General features: G+C 61.1%; 20 protein-coding genes and 1 pseudogene. 14 read left to right on the top strand and 7 right to left on the bottom strand.

The annotated features are described in order from the left end of the window. Positions 1–30: 30 nt before the first annotated feature. Positions 31–1,110 carry a tRNA (uridine(54)-C5)-methyltransferase TrmA gene (gene trmA / locus C4J87_RS22205; RefSeq protein WP_124368437.1) on the bottom strand — a complete coding sequence of 360 codons (1,080 nt, stop codon included), beginning with the start codon at positions 1,108–1,110 and terminating at the stop codon, positions 31–33. Further along, entirely contained in the window at positions 1,107–2,402 is a 1,296-nt protein-coding gene (locus tag C4J87_RS22200) for an NCS2 family permease (RefSeq protein ID WP_124364502.1), read from the bottom strand. Before C4J87_RS22200 ends, trmA begins: the two co-directional genes overlap by 4 nt. A 188-nt stretch (positions 2,403–2,590) precedes the next feature. On the opposite strand from C4J87_RS22200, the gene C4J87_RS22195 reads away from it, so the two are divergent. The 4 genes from C4J87_RS22195 to C4J87_RS22180 all read left to right on the top strand — a co-directional run bounded on the left by C4J87_RS22195 (position 2,591) and on the right by C4J87_RS22180 (position 6,824). Then, complete coding sequence (locus C4J87_RS22195) at positions 2,591–3,037, top strand: DUF4879 domain-containing protein (protein ID WP_124368436.1); 447 nt, start codon at positions 2,591–2,593, stop codon at positions 3,035–3,037. A 96-nt stretch (positions 3,038–3,133) separates the two neighbouring features. Beyond that, positions 3,134–3,658, top strand: coding sequence for a (2Fe-2S)-binding protein (locus C4J87_RS22190; RefSeq protein ID WP_124368435.1), 525 nt, complete (start codon positions 3,134–3,136; stop codon positions 3,656–3,658). Next, positions 3,655–4,644, top strand: a complete 990-nt coding sequence (locus C4J87_RS22185) for a xanthine dehydrogenase family protein subunit M (RefSeq protein WP_124368434.1) — start codon at positions 3,655–3,657, stop codon at positions 4,642–4,644. The genes C4J87_RS22190 and C4J87_RS22185 overlap by 4 nt, the downstream gene beginning before the upstream one ends. Beyond that, positions 4,641–6,824 carry a xanthine dehydrogenase family protein molybdopterin-binding subunit gene (locus tag C4J87_RS22180; protein ID WP_124368433.1) on the top strand — a complete coding sequence of 728 codons (2,184 nt, stop codon included), beginning with the start codon at positions 4,641–4,643 and terminating at the stop codon, positions 6,822–6,824. Before C4J87_RS22185 ends, C4J87_RS22180 begins: the two co-directional genes overlap by 4 nt. Before the next feature lie 129 nt (positions 6,825–6,953). Here C4J87_RS22180 and C4J87_RS22175 read toward each other — a convergent pair whose 3' ends face one another. Then, complete coding sequence (locus tag C4J87_RS22175) at positions 6,954–8,204, bottom strand: MFS transporter (RefSeq protein ID WP_124368432.1); 1,251 nt, start codon at positions 8,202–8,204, stop codon at positions 6,954–6,956. Positions 8,205–8,522: 318 nt separating this feature from the next. Here C4J87_RS22175 and C4J87_RS22170 point away from each other — a divergent pair, with 318 nt between their 5' ends. From C4J87_RS22170 to C4J87_RS22160, 3 genes are read left to right on the top strand one after another with little or no spacing between them, the layout of a single operon-like run. Further along, positions 8,523–9,965 (top strand): cytochrome ubiquinol oxidase subunit I, encoded by a 1,443-nt coding sequence (locus C4J87_RS22170; protein ID WP_124368431.1) that lies wholly within the window; start codon positions 8,523–8,525, stop codon positions 9,963–9,965. Position 9,966: 1 nt separating this feature from the next. Beyond that, complete coding sequence (gene cydB, locus C4J87_RS22165; RefSeq protein WP_124364495.1) at positions 9,967–10,974, top strand: cytochrome d ubiquinol oxidase subunit II; 1,008 nt, start codon at positions 9,967–9,969, stop codon at positions 10,972–10,974. 12 nt (positions 10,975–10,986) lie between these two features. Next, the gene (locus C4J87_RS22160; RefSeq protein ID WP_065886906.1) at positions 10,987–11,154 is read left to right on the top strand and encodes a DUF2474 domain-containing protein; all 168 of its coding nucleotides are present in this window, start codon (positions 10,987–10,989) and stop codon (positions 11,152–11,154) included. 66 nt (positions 11,155–11,220) lie between these two features. Here the strand turns inward: C4J87_RS22160 and C4J87_RS22155 are convergent, their stop codons facing one another. Both C4J87_RS22155 and C4J87_RS22150 read right to left on the bottom strand, forming a co-directional pair. Beyond that, entirely contained in the window at positions 11,221–12,345 is a 1,125-nt protein-coding gene (locus tag C4J87_RS22155; protein ID WP_124368430.1) for a class I SAM-dependent methyltransferase, read from the bottom strand. Positions 12,346–12,487: 142 nt separating this feature from the next. Continuing rightward, positions 12,488–13,198, bottom strand: a complete 711-nt coding sequence (locus C4J87_RS22150) for a LuxR family transcriptional regulator (protein WP_124368429.1) — start codon at positions 13,196–13,198, stop codon at positions 12,488–12,490. Positions 13,199–13,628: 430 nt separating this feature from the next. Between C4J87_RS22150 and C4J87_RS22145 the strand changes: the two are divergent. Next, positions 13,629–14,404, top strand: a pseudogene (locus C4J87_RS22145) (ferredoxin--NADP reductase). A 43-nt stretch (positions 14,405–14,447) separates the two neighbouring features. Here C4J87_RS22145 and mscL read toward each other — a convergent pair. Further along, on the bottom strand, positions 14,448–14,864 hold the full coding sequence (gene mscL, locus C4J87_RS22140) for a large-conductance mechanosensitive channel protein MscL (protein ID WP_124368428.1): 417 nt from the start codon (positions 14,862–14,864) through the stop codon (positions 14,448–14,450). A 287-nt stretch (positions 14,865–15,151) separates the two neighbouring features. On the opposite strand from mscL, the gene katB reads away from it, so the two are divergent. The 6 genes from katB to yjiA all read left to right on the top strand — a co-directional run bounded on the left by katB (position 15,152) and on the right by yjiA (position 22,378). After that, positions 15,152–16,693: a catalase KatB gene (gene katB / locus C4J87_RS22135; protein ID WP_124368427.1), complete on the top strand. Its 1,542-nt coding sequence runs from the start codon at positions 15,152–15,154 to the stop codon at positions 16,691–16,693. Positions 16,694–16,751: 58 nt separating this feature from the next. Further along, the gene (locus C4J87_RS22130; RefSeq protein ID WP_124368426.1) at positions 16,752–17,291 is read left to right on the top strand and encodes an ankyrin repeat domain-containing protein; all 540 of its coding nucleotides are present in this window, start codon (positions 16,752–16,754) and stop codon (positions 17,289–17,291) included. A gap of 36 nt (positions 17,292–17,327) precedes the next feature. Then, positions 17,328–18,695, top strand: a complete 1,368-nt coding sequence (radA, locus tag C4J87_RS22125; RefSeq protein ID WP_124368425.1) for a DNA repair protein RadA — start codon at positions 17,328–17,330, stop codon at positions 18,693–18,695. 305 nt (positions 18,696–19,000) lie between these two features. Next, positions 19,001–21,067 (top strand): carbon starvation CstA family protein, encoded by a 2,067-nt coding sequence (locus tag C4J87_RS22120; protein WP_124364489.1) that lies wholly within the window; start codon positions 19,001–19,003, stop codon positions 21,065–21,067. A gap of 15 nt (positions 21,068–21,082) precedes the next feature. Then, a complete protein-coding gene (locus C4J87_RS22115; RefSeq protein WP_003176208.1) occupies positions 21,083–21,280 on the top strand; it encodes a YbdD/YjiX family protein in 198 nt (65 codons plus the stop codon). Positions 21,281–21,418: 138 nt separating this feature from the next. Beyond that, entirely contained in the window at positions 21,419–22,378 is a 960-nt protein-coding gene (gene yjiA / locus C4J87_RS22110; protein WP_124368424.1) for a GTPase, read from the top strand. Between the two features lie 126 nt (positions 22,379–22,504). Here yjiA and glyA read toward each other — a convergent pair whose 3' ends face one another. Next, entirely contained in the window at positions 22,505–23,758 is a 1,254-nt protein-coding gene (glyA, locus tag C4J87_RS22105; protein WP_124368423.1) for a serine hydroxymethyltransferase, read from the bottom strand. Positions 23,759–24,013 lie beyond the last annotated feature (255 nt).

Raw genomic sequence — 24,013 nt, 5'->3', positions numbered from 1 at the left:
CAGTGTGGGAGCTGATGATGCCTGACAGCGTTATCGACGGGTCAGCAACACACCCGATTCCATATGGTGCGTCCACGGGAACTGGTCAAACATTGCGCACTGGCTAATGCGGTGCGTGTCGTGCAGTTGCGCGATGTTCGCCGCCAGCGTCTCCGGGTTGCAGGAGATATACAGGATGTTGTCGAAGCGCCGGGTCAGTTCGCAGGTGTCCGGGTCCATGCCGGCGCGGGGCGGGTCGACGAAGACGCTGCCGAATTCGTAGCTTTTCAGGTCGATGCCATGCAGACGGCGGAACGGGCGCACTTCATTCAGGGCCGCGGTAAGTTCCTCGGCGGAGAGGCGCACCAGGGTGACGTTATCCACGGCATTTTCATCGAGGTTGCTCAGGGCCGCATTCACCGAGGTCTTGCTGATTTCGGTGGCCAGCACGTTACGCACGCGGGTCGCCAGCGGCAGGGTGAAGTTGCCGTTGCCGCAGTACAGCTCCAGCAAGTCGTCCGGGCGATCACCCAGGGCGTCGTACGCCCAGTTGAGCATCTTCTGGTTCACCGTGCCGTTGGGCTGGGTGAAGGCGCCTTCGGGTTGGCGGTAGCTGAAGGTGCGGCCACCGACCTCGAGTTTTTCCACCACGTAGTCGCGGCCGATCACATCGCGCTTGCCCTTGGAGCGGCCAATGATGCTCGCGTTCAGCTCAGCCGCCAGCTTGTTCGCTGCGGTGTGCCAGTGTTCATCCAGCGGGCGGTGATAGCACAGGGTGATCATCGCGTCGCCGGCCAGGGTGGTGAGGAACTCCACCTGGAACAGTTTGTGGCTCAGGGCGGCGCTGGCTTGCCAGGCGGCCTTGAGCTGCGGCATCAACTGGTTGATGCGCTGGCTGGCGATGGGAAACGCTTCGATCAGGATCGGCGTGCGCTTGTCGTCCTGGGCGAACATCGCGTAGTGGCGCTCGCCGCCTTCGCGCCACAGGCGAAACTCCGCCCGCAGGCGGAAGTGCTGCAGCGGCGAGTCGAAGACCTGCGGCTCGGGGGCGTCGAACGGTGCCAGCAGGCCACGCAGGCGCGTGACCTTGTCTTGCAGTTGAGCGGTGTAGTGTGCGGCGTCGAAAGTCATGCGTTGAACCAGCCCAGCTTGATCACGAACAGAATCGACAGAATCACCAGGGCCGGGTTCAGCTCACGGTAGCGGCCCGAAAGCAGCTTGATGGCGGTCCAGGCGATGAAACCGAAGGCGATGCCGTTGGCGATGGAGTAAGTGAAGGGCATCGCCAGGGCGGTGATTACCACCGGCGCGGCCACAGTAATGTCATCCCAGTCGATTTCGGCCAGGCCGGACGTCATCAAGACGGCCACGAACAGCAGCGCCGGCGCGGTGGCGAAGGCCGGTACGCTGGCCGCCAGCGGTGAGAAGAACAGCGCCAGCAGGAACAGGATCGCGACCACGATGGCGGTCAAGCCGGTACGGCCACCGGCGCTCACGCCAGCGGCAGATTCGATGTAGCTGGTGGTGGTCGAAGTACCCAGCAGCGAGCCGGCCATGGCCGCCGTACTGTCGGCGATCAGCGCACGGCCCATTTTCGGCATGTGGCCGTCCTTGCCCATCAGGCCGGCGCGCTTGGCGACGCCGATCAGGGTGCCGGAGTTGTCGAACAGGTCGACGAACAGGAACGCGAAGATCACGCTGACCAGGCCGATGTCCAGCGCGCCCTTGATATCCAGTTGCAGGAAGGTCGGGGCCAGGGACGGTGGCATCGAGGTCACGCCGCCGAACGGGGTGAAGCCCATCACAATGGACACGATGGTCACCGCCAGGATGCCGATCAGCACCGCACCACGCACGGCCAGGGCTTCCAGGGCCACGATCAGCACAAAACCGAGGGTGGCCAGGATCGGCGCCGGTTGTTTCAGATCGCCCAGGCCCACCAGCGTGGCCGGATTGGCGACCACGATACCGGCGTTGTGCAAGGCGATCAGCGCCAGGAACAGGCCGATACCGGCGGCAATTGCCGAGCGCAGGGGCAGGGGAATGCTGTTGATGATCCACTCACGGATACGGAAGATCGACAGCAGGAAGAACAGCACCGCCGAAATGAACACCGCGCCCAATGCCACCTGCCAGGTGTGGCCCATGTGCAGGACCACGGTGTAGGTGAAGAAAGCATTGAGGCCCATGCCCGGCGCGAGGGCGATCGGGTAGTTGGCGATCAGGCCCATCACGGTCGAACCGATGGCCGCCGCGAGGCAAGTCGCGACAAACACCGCGCCTTTGTCCATGCCGGTTTCGCCGAGGATGCTCGGGTTCACGAACAGGATGTAAGCCATGGCCAGGAATGTCGTGATACCCGCGAGAATCTCGGTGCGCACGTTGGTGTTGTGGGCTTTGAGTTGAAACAGCTTTTCCAGCATGCCGGCTCCCTGTGACGCTATCTTGCGTCGTGATTTGTTGACCTCTAAGTCAAAGCACAAACTGCGCCAAGCGCTTGTGGCTTCAGAGAGGATCGGAAAAAGCGGCGCATCATACCAGCAGCCGAGGCTGTGTGGCGCATGGCCTTGAGGCATACTGCGCCGACGTTCAACAGCAGGTCATCGACAGCATGAAAAAAGCCAACGCGTGGAGTCTAGCTCTGATCCCTTGTCTGAGCCTGTGGCTCGGCGCGGCACCGGTGTGGGGCGCGGCTGCACCGGCCTTGAGCGAGGTGCGGGTGTTCAAGGTCGAATCGGCGAAGTGCAGCGAGGCCATCCCGGACCGTGTGCAGACCACCCAGATGTGCGAGCACCGTGGGCCGACGAAGGTTTCGGTAATGGAAGTCGGCCTGGGCAACAGCCCGATGGGCCGCTTCAACGGCGCCGAGTTGAACGGGCAACGCACGGCGGTGTGCCAGGTGGGCAACATCAGTGAGGCCTGTAACGGCGTGGGCACGCTGATGGGCTACATCTATGTGTTTGACCTCAACGTGCAAGCCCAGGGTTGGTTCGAATTCACCAATACCTCGATCAATCCTCCGCAAAATACCCTGAAAGCCCAGCTCAATATCCGCTGATCAATTGGCTTGAACGCTCAAAACCCTGGGAAGTCGTACCCCTGAGACGGCGATTTCCCTGAACGCCGCGGATGTACATCAACCCGTGAGGTGTTTATGAGCGCGACCCCCAATGGCGCGGCGGCCCAGCCGTTCGTCGCCCACCCGATACGCTTGACCTTGAACGGCCAGGATCGCCAATTGAGTGTGTTGCCCTGGACCACCTTGCTGGACCTGCTGCGCGAACAATTGGACCTGGTCGGCAGCAAAAAGGGCTGCGACCACGGCCAGTGCGGCGCGTGCACCGTCTTGCGTGACGGCAAGCGCGTAAACGCCTGCCTGACCCTGGCCGTGATGTGCGACGGCGCCGAGCTGACCACCATCGAAGGCCTGGCCGACGGCGACCAGTTGCACCCGATGCAGCAAGCCTTCATCAAGCACGATGCCTTCCAGTGCGGCTACTGCACCCCCGGCCAGATTTGCTCGGCGGTCGGCCTGGCCAACGAAGGCCGCGCCCACGACAGTGCGCAGGTGCAGGAATTGATGAGCGGCAATCTGTGCCGCTGCGGTGCCTACAGCAATATCCGCGCGGCCATCGAAGAGGCGCTGCCGGCGTGCGGCAACCGGGGAGGTGAGCAATGAACCCCTTCCATTACAGCAAACCCGCCGACGTGCACGAGGCGGTGCACCTGAGCAGCGCGGCATCGCGCTTCATTGCCGGCGGCACCAACCTGCTGGACCTGATGAAAGAGAACATCAGCCGGCCCGAACACCTGATCGATATCACCGGGCTGCCGCTCAATGCCATCGAAGAAACCGCCGAGGGCGGCCTGCGTATCGGCGCGCTGGTCAGTAATGCCGACCTGGCCTGGCACCCGCTGATTGAACAGCGTTACCCATTGCTGTCCCAGGCCATTCTCGCCGGGGCCTCGCCGCAACTGCGCAATATGGCCAGTACCGGTGGCAACCTGCTGCAACGCACCCGTTGCTACTATTTCTATGACGCCACGGTGCCGTGCAACAAGCGTGAGCCCGGCAGCGGCTGCCCGGCGCGCACCGGCTTGAACCGCATCCATGCGATCCTCGGCGCCAGCGAGCAGTGCGTCGCCACCCACCCTTCGGACATGTGCGTGGCCCTGGCGGCGCTGGAGGCGCGGGTGCATGTCGAAGGGCGCGGCGGGGCGCGGGTCATCGAGTTTGCCGACTTCCACCGGCTGCCCGGCGATGCACCGCAACGCGACAACCAATTGGCCGACGACGAACTGATCACCGCCATTGAATTGCCTGCCGATAACCTGGCCCGCCACAGCCACTATCTGAAAATTCGCGACCGTGCGTCCTACGCGTTCGCGCTGGTGTCGGTTGCCGCCGCGTTGGAATTGAACGGCGACGAGATCATCGACGCCCGCCTGGCCCTTGGCGGTGTGGCGCACAAACCCTGGCGCGACCGCGCGGTAGAGGCGTCGCTGATAGGTCGCAGCGTCAGCCGCGAAACCTTCAGTAACGCTGCCGATGCCCTGCTGCAGGATGCCGAGCCGCTGCAACACAACGGCTTCAAGATCAAGCTGGCGCGCCGCGCACTCATTCGTGCACTGAGCGACGCTGCGGTCGCAGGAGAACAGCCATGAGCGCCATCGGCAAACCCCTGGACCGTGTCGACGGTCTGCTCAAGGTCACCGGCAAAGCGCGTTATGCCGGTGAATTTCCCGAGGACGGCCTGCTGCATGGCAGCGTAGTCTCGAGCACCATCGCCAAAGGCCGTGTCCTGCGCATCGATGCCTCCAGGGCTTTGGCACTGCCGGGCGTGGTTGAGGTCATCCATCACCTCAATCGCCCGAAAATCGCCAGCTACGACGATGCCTTCGCCGATGCAGATGCCGCCGACGGCTCGCCATTCCGTCCGCTGTATAACGACCGCGTGCTCTACAGCGGCCAGCCCCTGGCCCTGGTGATCGCCGATAACCTGGAGCTGGCGCGGCATGCCGGCTCGCTGGTCGACATCGAATATGCACCGGAAGGCTTCGAAACCGACCTGATCGCCCAGCAGGAGTCGGCTCACCCTTCGCCCCAGACACCGCCTGGGCCGCGTGGCAACTTTCAGGCTGAATGGGCCGGTGCCGCCATCAGCCTCGATCTGCACTACAGCACGCCCATCGAACACCATAACCCGATGGAGCCCCACGCCAGCACCGTGCTGTACCAGCCCGACGGCACCCTGCATATCCACGACAAAACCCAGGGCCCGCAGAACTGCCAGGCGTATGTGCAAAAAGTCTTTGGCCTGGACAAGAGCCAGGTACGCATCTTCGCCGCGTTCGTCGGTGGCGCCTTTGGTTCGGGCCTGCGCCCGCAGTACCAATTGCCGCTGGCGGTGATGGCATCGCTGGCGCTCAAGCGCTCGGTGCGCGTGACCCTGACCCGCCAACAGATGTTCACCTTCGGCTATCGCCCGCGCACCTTGCAGCGCTTGCAGATGGGCGCCGCCGCCAACGGGCGCTTGCTGGCCCTGGGGCATACCGCGATTGGCCAGACTTCGCGCTTCGAGGATTTCAGCGAACACGTGGTGGAATGGAGCGGCATGCTCTACCACTGCGATAACGTGCAATTGACCTACAAGCTGGTGCCGCTGGACGTCTTCACCCCACTGGACATGCGCGCCCCCGGCGCCGCCTTGGGCGTGATCGGCCTGGAATGCGCCATGGACGAACTGGCCTGCGCCCTGGCCATCGACCCGGTGCAACTGCGCCTGATCAACTACGCCGAACGTAACCAGAATGAAGACAAGCCCTGGTCGAGCAAAGCCCTGCGCGAGTGTTACAGCGAAGGTGCCGAGCGTTTTGGCTGGAGCCAGCGCAACCCCGAACCGCGCAGCATGCGCGACGGCCGCCAGTTGATCGGCTGGGGCATGGCCGGTGGTGTGTGGGAAGCCATGCAGATGAAAGCCAGCGCCAAGGCGCGCCTCGATACGAGCGGCAAACTCACCGTCAGCAGCGCCACCACCGATATCGGCACGGGCACCTACACCGTGATGACCCAGATCGCGGCGCAGGCCAGCGGTGTGGCGGTGGAGGACGTGGTGTTTTTGCTCGGTGATTCCTCACTGCCTACCGCGCCGCTGCAAGGCGGTTCGTTTACCGTGTCGTCCGTCGGCACCGCCGTGCAGCAAGCCTGCGAGGCCTTGACCGCCAAACTGCTGGCCGTTGCCCGGCAGACTTACCCGGTGTTCCAGGATGCCGAGTCCGTGCGCTTTGAAGACGGCCAACTGCACACCGGCGACGTGAGTGTGTCGCTGGCCCAACTGGTCAAGGACAGCGGCGAGGACGGGCTTGAGGTGCAGATCGACAGCGAGCCCGACAAGAAGCGCGAGGGCTATGCTACGGCCACCCATTCGGCGGTGTATGTCGAAGTGCGGGTAGATGAAGACTTGGGCACCATCAAGGTCAGCCGCGTAGTCAGCGCGATTGCGGCCGGGCGCGTGGTCAACCCGAAAATGGCGCGCAGCCAGATCCTCGGCGGGGTGGTGTGGGGCATCGGCATGGCGCTGCACGAAGAGACCCAGGTCGACCATCAGCTGGGTCGCTACATGAACCACAGCCTGGCCGAGTACCACATCCCGGTGAATGCCGATATCGGTGAGATTGACGTGGTGTTTGTCGAAGAGCACGACGAGATCGTCAATGCGCTCGGGTCCAAGGGCGTGGGCGAAATCGGCATTGTTGGGGTGGCGGCGGCGGTGGCGAATGCGATCTACCACGCCACTGGCAAGCGGGTTCGGGAGTTTCCGATCACCCTGGACAAGGTGCTCTAAAACACACCGCGTAACTCATGTGGGAGGGGGCTTGCTCCCGATGACGGAGTATCAGTCGAGGATGATGTGACTGATCTACCGCTATCGGGGGCAAGCCCCCTCCCACATTTATCTTGTTCAAGGCTCAGGTTATGCGGTGGGCTTCAGCCCGGGCTCTTCTACCGGCACATGCATCCGGTCCCGATTCGCCAGGGTCGGGAACAGCTTGATCCACACCCCGGTCACCACCAGCGTACCAATCCCGCCCATGACCACGGCGGGCACGGTGCCGAACCAATGAGCGGTGATCCCTGATTCGAACTCACCCAATTGATTGGATGCACCGATAAACAGGCCGTTGACTGCGCTCACCCGGCCGCGCATCTCATCCGGCGTTTCCAACTGCACGAACGACGCCCGGATCACCATGCTGATCATATCCGCCGCGCCCAGCACCACCAGCACCGCCAGGGAAAACCAGAACGAGGTCGACAGCCCGAACGCGATGGTCGCCACGCCGAACACCCCGACTGCGGTGAACATCACGCGGCCGACCTTGCGGTCCACCGAAAAACGCGCCAGCCACAACGACATCAACAGCGCCCCCACCGCCGGTGCCGAGCGCAACAGGCCCAGGCCCCAGGGGCCGGTCAGCAGGATGTCCTTGGCGAACACCGGCAACAACGCGGTGGCGCCGCCCAGCAGCACGGCAAACAGGTCCAGGGAAATGGCGCCGAGGATGTCCGGCCGGCTGCGGATAAAGCGAATCCCGGCCAGCAGCGAATCCAGGGTGGCCTTGCCTTTGTTCAGCGGCGTCTGGCGCGCAGGCAGGTTCAGGGTCAAGCCGCAGGCGATCAGGTACAGCACCACCGTCGGGCCGTACACCCAAACGCTGCCGAACGCATAGAGCAAACCACCGAGGGCCGGGGCGACGATCGTCGCCAATTGCTGGGCCGATTGCGACGAGGCCACGGCCCGGGGGAACAGCGCGCTGGGCACGATACTCGGCAGCAGCGCCTGGGTGGTGGGCATTTCGAATGAACGCGCGGCGCCCAGCAGGAAAGCGAGGATGAAGATCATCTCGCGGGTCACGTTGCCGGTCAGACCGCCGATGGCCAGGGACAGGGCAATCAGCGCCTGTACGGTCTGGCAGATGGCGGCGACTTTGCGTCGCTCATAGCGATCGGCCACATGCCCGGTATGCAGCATGAACAGCACGCGCGGCACGAACTCCACCAGGCCGACCAGCCCCAGGTCCAGCACATTGCCAGTCAGTTGGTAGAGGTTCCAGCCGATGGCCACGGTCAGCATCTGGAAGCCGCTGGCGGTAAAGATCCGCGCCAGCCAGAACGCGATGAAGGGGCGGTGGTGACGTAACAGCAACGCAGGTTCACTAGGCATTGGGAGTAAAGGTCGAGACCGAAAGGAATGGCGAGATTAGCATTGTGTTGTAACAAATAGTTGCAATAACCCTGGTGAGGCAAGCTGTCACGCGGCAAAAGACCACACAACCGGGCAGCGCAAATGGGACTACTCTTTCAACGATGCTTGATCCAGATCAACACCCGCACCGGGATTGTTCTGGCGGCCGAAAGGCCAGATTCCCTACGTGACGGGTAAAAAAAGAAACGAATTGAAATTCGTCACACTCCATATCCGTGGGGGCAGTGGGTGCAGGCTCCGAGCCCGCAACCGGTATTACCTGACAGAGGAAGACTTATGTTCGGTTTGGAGGCGCTAGATCTCGCCCGAATTCAATTTGCGTTCACCATCTCGTTTCACATCCTGTTCCCGGCGATCACCATCGGCCTGGCCAGTTACCTTGCGGTGCTGGAGGGTTTGTGGCTCAAGACCCGTAACGACACTTACCGCGACCTCTACCATTTCTGGTCGAAGATCTTTGCCGTCAACTTCGGCATGGGCGTGGTCTCGGGCCTGGTCATGGCGTATCAGTTCGGCACCAACTGGAGCCGCTTCTCCGACTTCGCTGGCGCCGTCACCGGGCCGCTGCTGACGTACGAAGTGCTCACGGCCTTCTTCCTCGAGGCGGGTTTCCTCGGCGTGATGCTGTTCGGCTGGAACAAGGTGGGGCGCAACCTGCACTTCTTCTCCACCGTGATGGTGGCTATCGGTACGCTGATCTCGACCTTCTGGATCCTCTCATCCAACAGCTGGATGCAGACGCCACAAGGCTTTGAAATCGTCGATGGCCGAGTGATCCCCACCGATTGGTTCGCCGTGGTCTTCAACCCATCGTTCCCCTACCGCCTGGCGCACATGGCTACTGCGGCCTTCGTGGCCACGGCGTTCTTCGTCGGCTCGTCGGCGGCCTGGCACCTGCTGCGCGGCAAGGACAACCCGGCGATCCGCAAGATGCTCTCGATGGCGATGTGGATGGCACTGATCGTCGCGCCTATCCAGGCGGTGATCGGCGACTTCCACGGCCTCAACACCTTGAAGCACCAGCCGGCAAAAATCGCCGCGATTGAAGGCCACTGGGAAAACATCGGCAATGAACCCACGCCGCTGATCCTGTTCGGCTGGCCGGACATGAAGGCTGAAAAAACCAAGTACGCGGTGGAAATTCCCTACCTGGGCAGCCTGATCCTGACCCACTCGTTGGATAAACAGGTGCCGGCGCTCAAGGAATTCCCGCCTGAAGACCGTCCTAATTCGACCGTGGTGTTCTGGTCGTTCCGGGTCATGGTCGGCCTGGGCTTCCTGATGATCTTCACCGGCTTGTTCAGCCTGTGGCTGCGCCGGGGCGACAAGATGTATACGTCCAAGCCGTTCCTGTACCTGGCCTTGTGGATGGGCCCGTCCGGCCTGATCGCGATTCTCGCCGGTTGGTTCACCACCGAAATCGGTCGCCAGCCGTGGGTGGTCTACGGGCTGATGCGCACGGCGGATGCGTCCTCCGGGCATAGCCTGGCGCAGATGACCATCACCCTGGTGCTGTTCGTGGTGGTGTACTTCGCGCTGTTCGGTGCGGGCCTGGGTTACATGATGCGTCTGGTGCGCAAAGGGCCTGTGATTCAAGAAGAAGTCACCGAGCCGACCCATGGCGGTCCTGGCCAGAAACGCACACCGGCCCGTCCGCTGTCCGCTGCCGATGATGGCACCGACAACGACCACGACGACATCCAGCACAAGGGGAATTGAGATGGGCATTGATCTGCCGCTGATCTGGGCTGTGATCATCATTTTCGGGATCATGATGTACGTGGTCATGGACGGTTTCGACCTGGGGATCGGCATCCTGTTTCCGTTCGTACCGGGCAAGACCGACCGCGACGTCATGATGAACACCGTGGCACCGGTATGGGATGGCAATGAAACCTGGCTGGTATTGGGCGGCGCGGGACTGTTTGGTGCGTTCCCGCTGGCCTATTCGGTGGTGTTGTCGGCGTTGTACCTGCCGCTGATCCTGATGCTGATCGGGCTGATCTTTCGTGGCGTGGCCTTTGAGTTCCGCTTCAAGGCCAAGGACCACAAGCGTCACCTGTGGGACAAGGCGTTTATCGGCGGTTCGCTGACGGCCACGTTCTTCCAGGGCGTGGCGCTGGGGGCGTTTATCGATGGGATTCCGGTGGTCAACCGCCAGTTCGCCGGAGGCTCGCTGGACTGGCTCACGCCGTTCACGATGTTCTGTGGCGTGGCATTGATCGTGGCGTATGCGCTGCTCGGCTGCACCTGGCTGATCATGAAGACTGAAGGCAAGTTGCAGGAACAGATGCATAACCTGGCGCGGCCGCTGGCCTTCGTGGTGCTGGCCGTGATCGGTATCGTCAGTATCTGGACACCGCTGACCCACCCGGAAATCGCCTCGCGCTGGTTCACCCTGCCGAACCTGTTCTGGTTCCTGCCGGTACCGGTGCTGGTACTGGTGACCATGTACGGGCTGATCCGCGCCGTGGCACGCAATGCGCACTACACGCCGTTCCTGCTGACGCTGGTATTGATTTTTCTGGGTTATAGCGGCCTGGGGATCAGCCTGTGGCCGAACATCATCCCACCGTCGGTATCGATCTGGGACGCCGCCGCACCGCCGCAAAGCCAGGGCTTCATGCTGGTGGGCACCTTGTTCATCATCCCGTTCATCCTGGGCTACACCTTCTGGAGCTACTACGTGTTCCGCGGCAAGGTCACCCACGAAGACGGTTATCACTAGGAGGGTCGCGACATGGCGGGCAAACCTTCGTTGCACGACATCGAACAAGCCGAGAAACAGCCGCTGTGGCGGCGTCTTGGGTGGTTGGCGATGATCTGGACCGGCAGTGTGCTGGCCCTGTTCATCGTCGCCAGCCTGATGCGTATGTTCATGAATGCAGCGGGCCTTACCACGCACTGACATCCCGATCCGGGCCGTGCGGCCCGGCTCTTTCGGCCCTGTTCTTCTATAGAAGGCAGGGCTTTTTTATTTGCGCGCCTTGAGAATGACGAACTTGGGCGTGGCCGCCACCTGTTCGACGCCGCGGAACAGGCGCGCCAATTTGCTGTGATAACCCAGGTGACGGTTACCCACGATATACAACGCGCCGCCCACCACCAGGGCTTCCCGCGCCTGCTGGAACATGCGCCAGGCGAGGAAATCGCCCACCACCTGCTGCTGGTGAAACGGCGGGTTGCACAGCACCACGTCCAACGACTGCGCTTGCTGGCCGGCCAGGCCGTCGTCGGCACGCACGATCACGTTGCGTTCACCCAGGGCGGCCTGCCAATTCTCGGTGGCGGACTGCACCGCCATGAACGACTCATCCACCAGGGTGTACTGCGCGTCGGGGTTGTGCAGCGCGCTGGCAATCGCCAATACGCCGTTGCCGCAGCCCAGGTCCGCCACGCGGGCGCTGCCCAGGTTGTTCGGCAGGTGCGGCAGGAAGGCGCGCGTGCCGATGTCCAGGCCTTCGCGGCAGAACACGTTGGCGTGGTTGAGCAGTTCGATGGCCGGCGTATCCAGCGTGTAGCGGGTAGGGTAGGGCGATACTGCCGCAGGGCGATCGGCAACGGTGGCGATCAGCAGCCGTGCCTTTTTGACCGCAAGCGTGGCGTGCATCGGCCCGATATAACGTTCCAGCAATTCACCGGCGGCGCGTGGCAGGTGTTTGAGCATGGCCCCGGCGATCACTTCGGCGCCCGGCGCCAGCTGCCCCTGCAGCCGAATCAACTGTTCTTCCAGCAGCGCCAGGGTTTTTGGCACACGCAGCAGCACCCGATCGAAAGGCCCGACCGGCACTTGGCTGGACGGCACGAACGCCACTGCATCAAACGCTTTGCCGTTGCGCACCAGGTTTTTCTCCAGGCCCTGGGCGGCGAGGAACGAGTCCCCGCTGGTGGTCACCTGCACCCGGCCTTCAAGGCTGGCCGCAAGCGCGCCGAAGCTGTCATTGAGGACCAGCACACGGGTCGCCGCGTTGGGTTGCTGGCTGGCGAGGTGGCTGAGCAGGTACTCATCGGCGGCATCGAAGGCTTGCAGCGGGTCATTGGATTGCTCGGGCTGACGAATCAAATCGAGTTGAGCGAAGGGGCTGTCAAGCAGGGGCATGGCGGGGGAGGCTCTGGGTAATCGACGGAACCGTCTGAGTGAACAGCGAAGCAATCTCTGAAAGGGCAGCATCAACACTCAGAATTGGCCGTAAATGTTACTTTTTTTTGACCGTGATGACATGCGGTGTTTCTGGTCAGGGCTAAAACAGTCCTGCTTTAGAGGCGCTGAGTACGGCCTGGATCTTATTGTGAACCCCTAACTTCTTGAAAGTGCTGCTGATATGAAAGCCCACCGTGCGCTCGGACAGGCAGAGAATGGCGGCGATCTCGGAAGCGGTCTTGCCCATGGCGGACCACTTGAGCACTTCCGTTTCGCGTGCCGTTAACTTGCTGGGCGCGTTGACATGGGTTTCGTCGGCGTATTTTTTTGCCACGACCGCATGCATCGCATGGCAGAGCCACAACACCTGCCCGGCTTTTTCGTAAAGCTCTTCAGGGCTGACCTCGTCTGTGCCACGCGCCAGGGTCAGCATGCTGAACACGCCCTGGAAGTCATGAACCGCTTGGGTCCAGCCTAAGTGAACGCCAAACGACCGGGCCAAGTCCCACAAATGAGGGGCGTTCTTAAAGGTCTTCTTGTCCCAGACAACGGGCAGCACACTATTTTTACAATGGGATACAACGGGATCTATATCGAAGAAGTGCGCTTGTTGGTAAAGACTCCTCCATTCATTTGGATGATTACTAAGATAAACAGGCTCTGTTTGATTGCTATGGGCTTGGGTACTCATCGTAAATGAGCAATATTGGAACCCCAACTCATAGGTATGATTGACCACCACATCAAACACGCTGGTGATTTCGCTCTCGCCTTCCAGCTTGGGCAGCCGTGTATTGCGCCATCTGACCATCGGTAACTCTCCACAGGTTTCCATGTGCCTTGGGTACGCCCAGATCCCAGTGCTGCTCGAAACCAAGTGTAGGAGAGGTCCTACAAATGAGCCTTAAAATATTTTTATTTGTTGGCTTGTTTTAGGCCTTCAACACTGAACACGGAGTCAGCTTTTGTAAGGCGTTAGTGGGGGAGGACTTGTTTTTTCAAGAGCTTGTAAATGCTATCAAAATGACATCCCTTGCAGACTCGGCTTCAACTTGTGGTGTACTGCAAGTGCGGTAATAGCAAAATATTTAGTTCAATGCAGCGCGGCGCTGATTTGCCACTTTTTTCATAGCGCTGAAACATCGTCGGCGTTGGGATCGCGGTAATGCCAGTACAAATCAACGGTGTTTGCGCGGCCTGCTTTGAGGGACACTAAGGCCCTGTGCAAAACGGAGCCTCCCATGACGGCCAGTGCTGAGAAATTTACCCGCCAGACCTTGCTCGACGTGCAATCGCTGACCCCCAGCCTCTTCACCCTGCGTACCACGCGCGACGCCGGTTTTCGGTTTACCGCCGGCCAGTTCGTGCGCCTGGGCGTCACCAGGGCGGATGGCAGTACCGTATGGCGCGCTTACTCCATCGTGTCTTCGCCGTTTGACGAACACCTCGATTTCTTTTCCATTGTCGTTCCGGGGGCGAGTTCACCAGTGAGTTAAGCCGTCTTAAGGTGGGCGATACCTTGCTGGTGGAGCGCCAGGCCACCGGTTTCCTGACCTTGAACCGCTTTGTAGACGGGCGTGATCTGTGGCTGTTGGGCACCGGTACCGGTGTGGCGCCGTTCCTGTCGATCCTGCAGAATTTCGAGGTATGGGAGAAATTCGAGCGTATCGTCCTGGTGTACAGCGCCCGAGAGGCCAAGGAGCTGGCGTACCAATCGCTGATCACTGAACTGGGCGCGCGTGAATACCTGGCCGACTATGCCCACAAGCTCATCTACATCCCTATCGTCACCCGTGAACGGCATCCGGGCGCGTTGAACGGGCGCATCACCACGTTGATCGAGAACGGCGAACTGGAGCGCGCAGCCGGCGTCGCGCTGGCCCCGGAGTACTCCCGGGTGCTGATTTGCGGCAACCCGCAGATGGTCGACGACACTCGCCAGTTGCTCAAGCAGCGCGATATGCAACTGAGCCTGAGCCGACGCCCGGGCCAGGTGGCGGTGGAAAACTACTGGTAAAAAAAAGGCGCCTCATGAGGCGCCTTTTGCTTTGAGCCGCAGCTCAGAGCGGTTTGTCATGCTGTGCCTTGAGCAAATCGCGGATCTCGCCCAGCAGCACCTCTTCCTTGGTCGGCGTCGGCGGCAAGCTCGGGGCTACGGCCTCTTCGCGCTTGAGGCGGTTGATGGCTTTTACACCCATGAAGATGGCGAAGGCGACGATCAAAAAGTCGACCACGCTCTGGATGAACTTGCCGTACGCCAGCACCACGGCGGGTACATCGCCTTGCGCGGCTTTAAGCGTGATTGCCAGGTCGCCGAAGTCCACGCCACCGATCAACAGGCCGAGCGGCGGCATCACCACGTCCCCTACAAATGAGGAAACAATTTTGCCGAACGCGGCGCCGATGATGATACCGACGGCCATGTCGACCACATTACCTTTGACCGCAAAGGCCTTGAACTCACTGATCACGCCCATAAGTTATTCCTTGTTACAGATGAGAAGGGTGGAGGTCAGTGTAAGTCAGTCGTAGCGGGCTCGCGCGACACAACCGTTAACACTGTTGGTTTTTATCGACACATTAAATCGCAATTAGTTTGCAAAGTGCCACCAATCGCGCGCGAAATACGCCGTATTTCAGCGGGTTACCATATTTTTTTCTCAATCGGCCCTGTGGTGTTTTTCTATTTATCTTCTGACCCGCAGGTCACTAGCCTCTGGCAAGCACAACTGAATGTGCACTAAAAAAACCAGAGGAAACCTTGATGAACATTTCAATCAACCGCAGGCCCGTGTCCGCGCGCCATGCGCTGGTGTTGGTGACCGCCAGCCTGCTGACCCTCTCCGTACAGGCCGCCAACCTGACCCGCGATAACGGCGCCAACGTTGGGGATAACCAGAATTCGCAGACCGCCGGCGCCAATGGCCCTGTGCTGCTGCAGGATGTCCAACTGATTCAGAAGCTGCAGCGCTTCGACCGCGAACGCATCCCCGAGCGCGTGGTTCACGCTCGTGGTACGGGCGCCCATGGCACGTTCACCGTCACCGACAACCTCAGCGACCTGACCAAGGCCAAGGTGTTCGCCGCCGGTGAAGCCACGCCGGTGTTCGTGCGCTTCTCGGCCGTGGTCCACGGTAACCATTCCCCCGAAACCCTGCGCGACCCGCGGGGCTTCGCGACCAAGTTCTACACGGCAGAAGGCAACTGGGACCTGGTCGGCAATAACTTCCCGACCTTCTTCATTCGCGATGCCATCAAGTTCCCGGATATGGTCCACGCGTTCAAACCGGACCCGCGCACTAACCTGGACGACGACTCGCGTCGTTTCGACTTCTTCTCCCATGTTCCAGAATCCACTCGTACACTGACCGAGCTGTACTCGGACTCCGGCACACCGGCCAGTTATCGGGAAATGGACGGCAATGGCGTACATGCCTACAAGTTGATCAACGCCAAGGGCGAAGTGCACTACGTCAAGTTCCACTGGAAGAGCCTGCAAGGCATCAAGAATCTTGATCCCAAGCAAGTCACCGAAGTGCAAGGGCGTGACTACAGCCACATGACCAACGACCTGGTCACCCACATCAACAAGGGCGACTTCCCCAAGTGGGACTTGTATGTGCAGGTGTTGAAACCTGAAGACTTGGCCAAGTTCGATTTCGACCCGCTGGACGCCACCAAGATCTGGCCGAATGTGCCGGAGCGCAAGGTCGGGCAAATGGTGCTCAACCGCAACCCGGCCAATGTGTTCCAGGAGACCGAACAGGTCGCGATGGCCCCGGCCAACCTGGTGCCGGGTATCGAGCCGTCGGAAGACCGCCTGTTGCAAGGGCGGGTGTTCTCCTACGCCGATACGCAAATGTACCGCCTGGGCGCCAACGCCCTGCAACTGCCGATCAACGCGCCACGGGTGACCGTCAACAACGGTAACCAGGACGGCGCGCTGAATTTCGGCAAGACCACCACCGGCGTGAACTACCAGCCAAGCCGCCTGCTGCCACGGGAAGAGCCGCAGACTGCGCGCTACAGCCAGTCGCCGCTGTCGGGCAGCACCCAGCAGGCGAAGATCCAGCGTGAGCAGAACTTCAAGCAGGCCGGTGACTTGTATCGCTCCTACAGCAAGAAAGAGCGTCAGGACCTGATCGACAACTTCGGCGGCTCCCTGGCGACCACGGATGATGAGAGCAAGCACATCATTCTCTCGTTCCTCTACAAGGCCGATCCGGAATACGGCACCGGCGTGGCCAAGGTGGCCAAGGGCGACCTGGCTCGTGTGAAAGCACTGGCTGAAAAACTGACTGACTGATCCGTTGGCTGCGGCCGGCGCTCGGTTCTGGGCGCCGGCCCTTGGCAGGAGACTATCCATGCGTATTGCTATCGGACTGCTGATGAGCCTGCTGGCCTTTATCGCCCATGCCGAGTCCCCCGACCCGGCCGCGCTCAAGGCACAGTTGCAGGACTATTACTTCGACGCTGCCCGCCGTGGCGACCTCGACATGCTCGAGACCTTCATTGCGTCCGGCTACAGCCTCAACACCCAGGACGACAAAGGCTACACTGCCCTGATCCTGGCCGCCTATCATGGCGAAGGTGCCTACGTGGAGCGTTTGCTCGCCGCCGGCGCCGACGCGTGCGTGCAGGACAAACGCGGCAACACTGCGCTCATGGGGGCCATCTTCAAAGGCGAGCTGAGCATCGCCCAGCGCTTGCTGGCAACCGACTGTAACCCCGACCAACGCAACGGCGCGGGGCAGACCGCCGCCATGTACGCCGGGCTGTTCAAGCGGGTCGAACTGCTCGGTGAACTCAAGGCCAAAGGCGCTGACCTCAACGCCCAAGACCCCATCGGTAACACGGCTTCACGCTTGGCCAACGGCGAAATCCGGACCCCGGCGCCGCGCTGAGCTATCATCGCGGTTTTTCGGTTGGAGGTTTCTCGAATGGCAAAGGCCAAGCGCATGTACGGCTGCACGGAGTGCGGCGCGACCTTTCCCAAATGGGCGGGCCAGTGCGGCGAGTGCGGTGCGTGGAACACCTTGACTGAAACCATGATTGAAAGCGGTGGCGCTGCGGCCCCTGCCGGCCGCACCGGCTGGACCGGGCAACAGGCGCAGATCAAGACCCTGGCCGAAGTCAGCGTCGAAGAGGTGCCGCGCTTCTCCACGGCCTCCGGTGAGCTGGACCGGGTATTGGGCGGTGGCCTAGTGGACGGCTCCGTCGTGTTGATCGGCGGCGACCCCGGCATCGGTAAGTCCACAATCCTGCTGCAAACGCTGTGCAGCATCGCCAGCCGCATGCCGGCGCTGTACGTCACCGGCGAGGAATCCCAGCAACAAGTGGCGATGCGTGCTCGTCGCCTGGGCTTGCCCCAGGACCAACTGCGGGTCATGACCGAAACCTGCATCGAAACCATCATCGCCACGGCGCGGATCGAGAAGCCAAAGGTCATGGTGATCGACTCGATCCAGACGATTTTCACCGAGCAACTGCAATCCGCCCCTGGCGGCGTATCCCAGGTGCGTGAAAGTGCGGCGCTGTTGGTGCGCTATGCCAAGCAGAGCGGTACGGCGATCTTCCTGGTGGGCCACGTGACCAAGGAAGGCGCGCTGGCCGGGCCGCGCGTGCTGGAACACATGGTGGATACCGTGCTGTATTTCGAAGGTGAATCCGATGGCCGCCTTAGGTTGCTGCGGGCGGTGAAAAACCGCTTCGGCGCGGTGAACGAGTTGGGTGTGTTCGCCATGACTGACCGGGGGCTGAAAGAAGTCTCCAATCCATCGGCGATTTTTCTTACCCGCGCCCAGGAGGAAGTCCCAGGCAGCGTGGTGATGGCAACGTGGGAAGGCACCCGGCCGATGCTGGTGGAGGTCCAGGCGCTTGTGGATGACAGCCATCTGGCCAACCCGCGCCGGGTCACCCTTGGGCTGGATCAAAACCGCCTGGCGATGCTGCTGGCAGTGTTGCACCGCCATGGGGGTATTCCGACCCACGACCAGGACGTGTTCCTTAACGTGGTCGGCGGGGTCAAGGTGTTGGAGACCGCGTCTGATCTGGCGCTGATGGCGGCGGTGATGTCCAGCCTGCGTAACCGGCCCTTGCCCCATGATTTGCTGGTGTTTGGTGAAGTGGGCCTGTCGGGCGAAGTGCGCCCGGTGCCCAGCGGCCAGGAGCGCTTGAAGGAAGCGGCCAAGCACGGCTTCAAACGCGCGATCGTGCCCAAGGGCAATGCGCCAAAGGAAATGCCGCCGGGGTTGCAGGTGATTGGGGTCACGCGCCTGGAGCAAGCCTTGGATGCCTTGTTTGAGTAGCGCCCACACCACAAAACCAATGTGGGAGGGGGCTTGCTCCCGATAGCAGTGTGTCAGGCACTTATAGGTCACTGATACACCGCCATCGGGAGCAAGCCCCCTCCCACATTTTGGTCTGTGTTGGATTTTAGATTTCCAGCAATGCCGAATAGGCAAATTGTAGCCCTACGCCATCATTCGGCAGTTATTTCTGCTTTTTTTGCGCCGGCAAGGCTCTAGACCAACGTAGGGGGGTGGCCTTTAAGGCCAACAGCGCTAAACTCGGGCTGGCTGTCCTTTCTGTCCACCCTGGCTGGAATATAAAAATGAAAAATAATAATAGCCTGCTACGCCATCTACCCTGGCTGGTGCTGGCAATCGTAGGAGCGTGCGCCCTTGGCGTAGTGGCCTTGCGCCGCGGCGAGGCGATCAACGCCTTGTGGATTGTAGTCGCTGCAGTGGCCATCTACTTGGTTGCGTACCGTTACTACAGTCTGTTCATCGCCAATAACGTGATGCAACTGGACCCACGGCGGGCCACCCCCGCAGTGATCAACAACGATGGTCTGGACTATGTGCCGACCAACAAACACATCCTTTTCGGTCACCACTTTGCGGCGATTGCCGGCGCAGGCCCTCTGGTCGGCCCGGTATTGGCAGCGCAAATGGGTTACCTGCCCGGCACCCTGTGGCTGATCGCCGGCGTGGTGCTGGCCGGTGCGGTGCAGGATTTCATGATCCTGTTCCTGTCCACCCGGCGTAACGGCCGTTCCCTGGGCGACATGGTCCGCGAAGAAATGGGCCGCGTGCCGGGGACCATTGCGCTGTTTGGCTGCTTCCTGATCATGATCATCATCCTCGCGGTGCTGGCGCTGATCGTGGTCAAGGCCCTGGCCGAGAGCCCGTGGGGCATCTTCACGGTGATGGCGACCATCCCGATCGCGATGTTCATGGGCATCTACATGCGCTACATCCGCCCGGGCCGCATCGGTGAAATTTCGATCATCGGCGTGCTGTTGCTGCTCGGTTCGATCTGGCTGGGCGGGCAGATTGCCGCTGACCCGGTCTGGGCCAAGGCCTTCACCTTCACCGGGATCCAGATCACCTGGATGCTGATCGGCTATGGTTTCGTCGCGGCAGTGTTGCCGGTGTGGCTGATCCTGGCACCGCGTGACTACCTGTCGACCTTCCTGAAGATCGGCACCATCATTGCCTTGGCGATTGGCATCCTGGTCACCATGCCCGACCTGAAAATGCCGGCGCTCACTCAGTTCATCGACGGCACCGGCCCGGTGTGGAAAGGCGGCCTGTTCCCGTTCCTGTTCATCACCATCGCCTGTGGCGCGGTCTCCGGCTTCCATGCGCTGATCTCCTCGGGCACCACGCCCAAGCTGCTGGCCAATGAAGGCCACGCCCGTTACATCGGTTACGGCGGCATGCTGATGGAGTCATTCGTGGCCATCATGGCGATGGTTGCCGCGTCGGTGATCGAGCCTGGCGTGTACTTCGCCATGAACAGCCCGGCGGCGATCGTCGGTAGCGACGTTGTTACCGTGGCGCAGACCGTCAGCAGCTGGGGCTTTGCAATCACCCCCGAGGCGCTGTCGGCCGTGGCCCACGACATCGGTGAAACCACCATTCTGGCGCGTGCCGGCGGTGCACCGACCCTGGCGGTCGGTATCGCGCAGATCCTGCACAGTGTGCTGCCGGGTGAAAACACCATGGCGTTCTGGTACCACTTTGCGATCCTGTTCGAAGCGCTGTTCATCCTGACGGCGGTCGACGCCGGTACCCGTGCCGGTCGCTTCATGCTGCAGGACCTGCTCGGCTCCTTCGTGCCATCGCTCAAACGCACCGAATCCTGGACCGCCAACCTGATCGCCACCGCCGGTTGTGTGGCGATGTGGGGTTACCTGCTGTATCAGGGCGTGATCGACCCACTGGGTGGCATCAACACCTTGTGGCCGCTGTTCGGTATCTCCAACCAGATGCTGGCGGGTATCGCGTTGATGCTGGCCACGGTTGTGCTGATCAAAATGAAGCGTCAGCGCTACATTTGGGTGACCTTGCTGCCGGCGGTCTGGCTGCTGATCTGCACCACCACCGCGGGCTTCATCAAGCTGTTCGACGCCAACCCGGCGATCGGCTTCCTGTCGCTGGCCAAGAAATACAGCGATGCCCTGGCCAACGGCCAGATTCTGGCCCCGGCCAAGAGTATCGATCAGATGCAGCATGTGATCTATAACGCCTATACCAACGCAACGCTGACGGCGCTGTTCCTGTTCGTGGTGTTCAGTATCCTGTTCTATGCGCTCAAGGTCGGCATTGCCGCCTGGGGTAACAAAGAGCGTACGGATAAAGAAGCCCCGTTCCAGGCTGTACCGGACGCATAATCGAGGATTGCACCCATGTTCAATGACATCAGTCGCCTCGGTAAATACCTCGGTCAGGCTGCGCGCCTGATGGTCGGCATGCCCGACTACGACACTTACGTCGAGCATATGCAAACCAAACACCCGGACAAGCCGATGATGGACTACAAGGCGTTCTTCCGGGAGCGCCAGGAAGCCCGTTACGGCGGCAAGGGTGGGCCCAAGTGCTGCTGAATTAAAGTAGCACCCCTTGTGGGAGGGGGCTTGCTCCCGATAGCGGTGTATCAGTGCCACATAAGTGCCTGACACACTGCTATCGGGAGCAAGCCCCCTCCCACATTTGTTTCTGTGTTTCTTCAAGGAGAATTTCTTTTGTCCTCTCCCATTCCTGTCACCGTTCTCAGCGGCTTTCTAGGCGCCGGCAAAACTACTTTGCTGCGCCATCTGCTCAAGGCCGAACACGGCTTGAAGATTGCCGTGATCGAAAACGAATTCAGTGACGCCGGCATCGACACCCAACTGCTGGGCGCCGAGCCGGTGCAAGTCATGACCCTGTCCAACGGCTGCGTGTGCTGCACCATCCACACCGACCTGACCAAAGCCCTCTACCTGCTGTTTGAGCGCCTGGACAGCGGCGAGATCGCCTTCGACCGCCTGGTGATCGAGTGCACCGGCCTAGCGGACCCCGCGCCTGTGGCGCAGACGTTCTTCATCGACGAGGAACTGCGCGACCGTTACATCCTCGACGGCATCATTACGCTGGTGGACGCCGCCCACGCCGAGCAACACTTGGCCCAAACCATCGCCCAGGCACAGATCGGCTTTGCCGACCGCCTGCTGGTGAGCAAGCGCGACCTGGTGGACGATGCCACCTTCGACGCCCTCAGCGAACGCCTGACCCGCATCAACCGCCGCGCACCGATTCGGGTGGTGGACCATGGCGCCATCGACCTGGCCGAACTGCTCGATGTGCGAGGCTTCAACCTCAACGCCGGCATGAGCCTGCGCCCGGTCAGCGCGGCGCCGTCCATCGACCGCATCTCCAGCCTGGTGCTGCGCACCGACCAGCCGCTGGATATCGACCGCCTCAGTGAGTTCATGAACGAACTGCTGGAAGACCACGGCAAACAATTGCTGCGCTACAAAGGGGTGCTGAACATTGCCGGGGAAGAGCGGCGCATGGTGTTTCAGGGCGTGCTGAAGCTCTATGGCTTCGACTGGGACACCGAATGGGCCGAAGGCGAGGCACGGGAGAGCGTGATTGTGTTTATTGCCGATGAGTTGCCGGAGGACAAGATTCGCGAAGGCTTTGCCAGGGTCTACCAGGCATAAAAAAGCCCACCTGTAGGAGCGAGCTTGCTCGCGAAGAACTCACAGGTAACGCGTGCTTCCAGGATGCACGCGTTACCGTTGACGTTTTTCGCGAGCAAGCTCGCTCCTACAGTGGGCTTCTTAGTATTACGCGCCGTACACCGGCAGCTTCTTGCAGATAGCCTTGACCTTCTCACGTACCGCGTCGATCACGGCTTCGTTGTTCAGGTCCGCCAGGATGTCGCAGATCCAGCCGGCCAGTTCCTTGCACTCGGCTTCCTTGAAGCCACGGGTGGTCACAGCCGGGGTGCCGAAGCGCAGGCCGGAGGTGACGAATGGCGAGCGTGGGTCGTTCGGCACGGAGTTCTTGTTCACGGTGATGAAGGCTTTGCCCAGGGCAGCGTCAGCATCTTTACCGGAAATGTCCTGCTTGATCAGCGACAGCAGGAACAGATGGTTTTCAGTCCCGCCGGACACCACGTCATAACCGCGTTCGATGAACACGCCGGCCATGGCCTTGGCGTTCTTGACCACTTGTTCCTGGTAGGTCTTGAACTCAGGCTGCAGCGCTTCCTTGAAGCAGATCGCCTTGGCGGCGATCACGTGCTCCAGTGGGCCGCCCTGGGCGCCCGGGAATACCGCAGAGTTCAGCTTCTTCTCGATCTCGGCGTTGGCGCGCGCCAGGATCAGGCCGCCACGTGGACCGCGCAGGGTCTTGTGGGTTGTGGTGGTGACCACGTCAGCGTAAGGCACCGGGTTCGGGTAGACGCCAGCGGCGACCAGACCGGCCACGTGGGCCATGTCGACGAACAGGTAGGCGCCGACCTTGTCCGCGATTTCACGGAAGCGTGGGAAGTCCAGGATCTGCGAGTAGGCAGAGAAACCGGCCACGATCATTTTTGGCTTGTGCTCGACCGCCAGGCGCTCGACTTCGTCGTAGTCGATCAGGCCGTTGGCATCGATGCCGTATTGAACGGCGTTGTACAGCTTGCCCGAGGAAGAAACGCTGGCGCCGTGGGTCAGGTGACCGCCGTGGGCCAGGCTCATGCCCAGGATGGTGTCGCCGCCTTGCAGCAGGGCCAGGTACACCGCGCTGTTGGCTTGGGAACCGGCGTGCGGCTGGACGTTGGCGTAATCGGCGCCGAACAGCTCTTTTGCACGGTCAATGGCCAGTTGCTCAACCACGTCGACGTACTCGCAACCACCGTAGTAGCGCTTGCCTGGGTAGCCTTCGGCGTACTTGTTGGTCAGAACCGAACCTTGAGCCTCCATCACCGCAGGGCTGGTGTAGTTTTCCGAAGCGATCAGCTCAATGTGCTCTTCCTGGCGCACGGCTTCTTGCTCCATGGCGGCGAAGAGATCGGCGTCGTACTTGGCAATAGTCAAATCACGGCTGAACATGGCGGTCCTCAAGGATCGGGGCAGAAAAGGAGGGCATTCTAACCCAATGGGTTTTAGATGGCATATGAAAGGACATCATGTCGCGGACAAGCGGGGCTCATCTGGAATCGTGAGTGAATGTGCCGCCGCAATCGGGAGCAAGCCCCCTCCCACATTTGGAATGCATTTCAATGTGGGAGGGGGCTTGCCCTAATGCCAGTCAGTTAAGAAGTAGAAAGGGTAAAAAGTAACCTGTGGCGAGGGAGCTTGCTCCCG

This window comes from Pseudomonas sp. R1-43-08, assembly GCF_003852255.1.
Lineage (GTDB): Bacteria > Pseudomonadota > Gammaproteobacteria > Pseudomonadales > Pseudomonadaceae > Aquipseudomonas.
The sequence above is the reverse complement of the archived record's forward strand: the minus strand, read 5'-3'. Positions and strand labels throughout refer to the sequence as shown.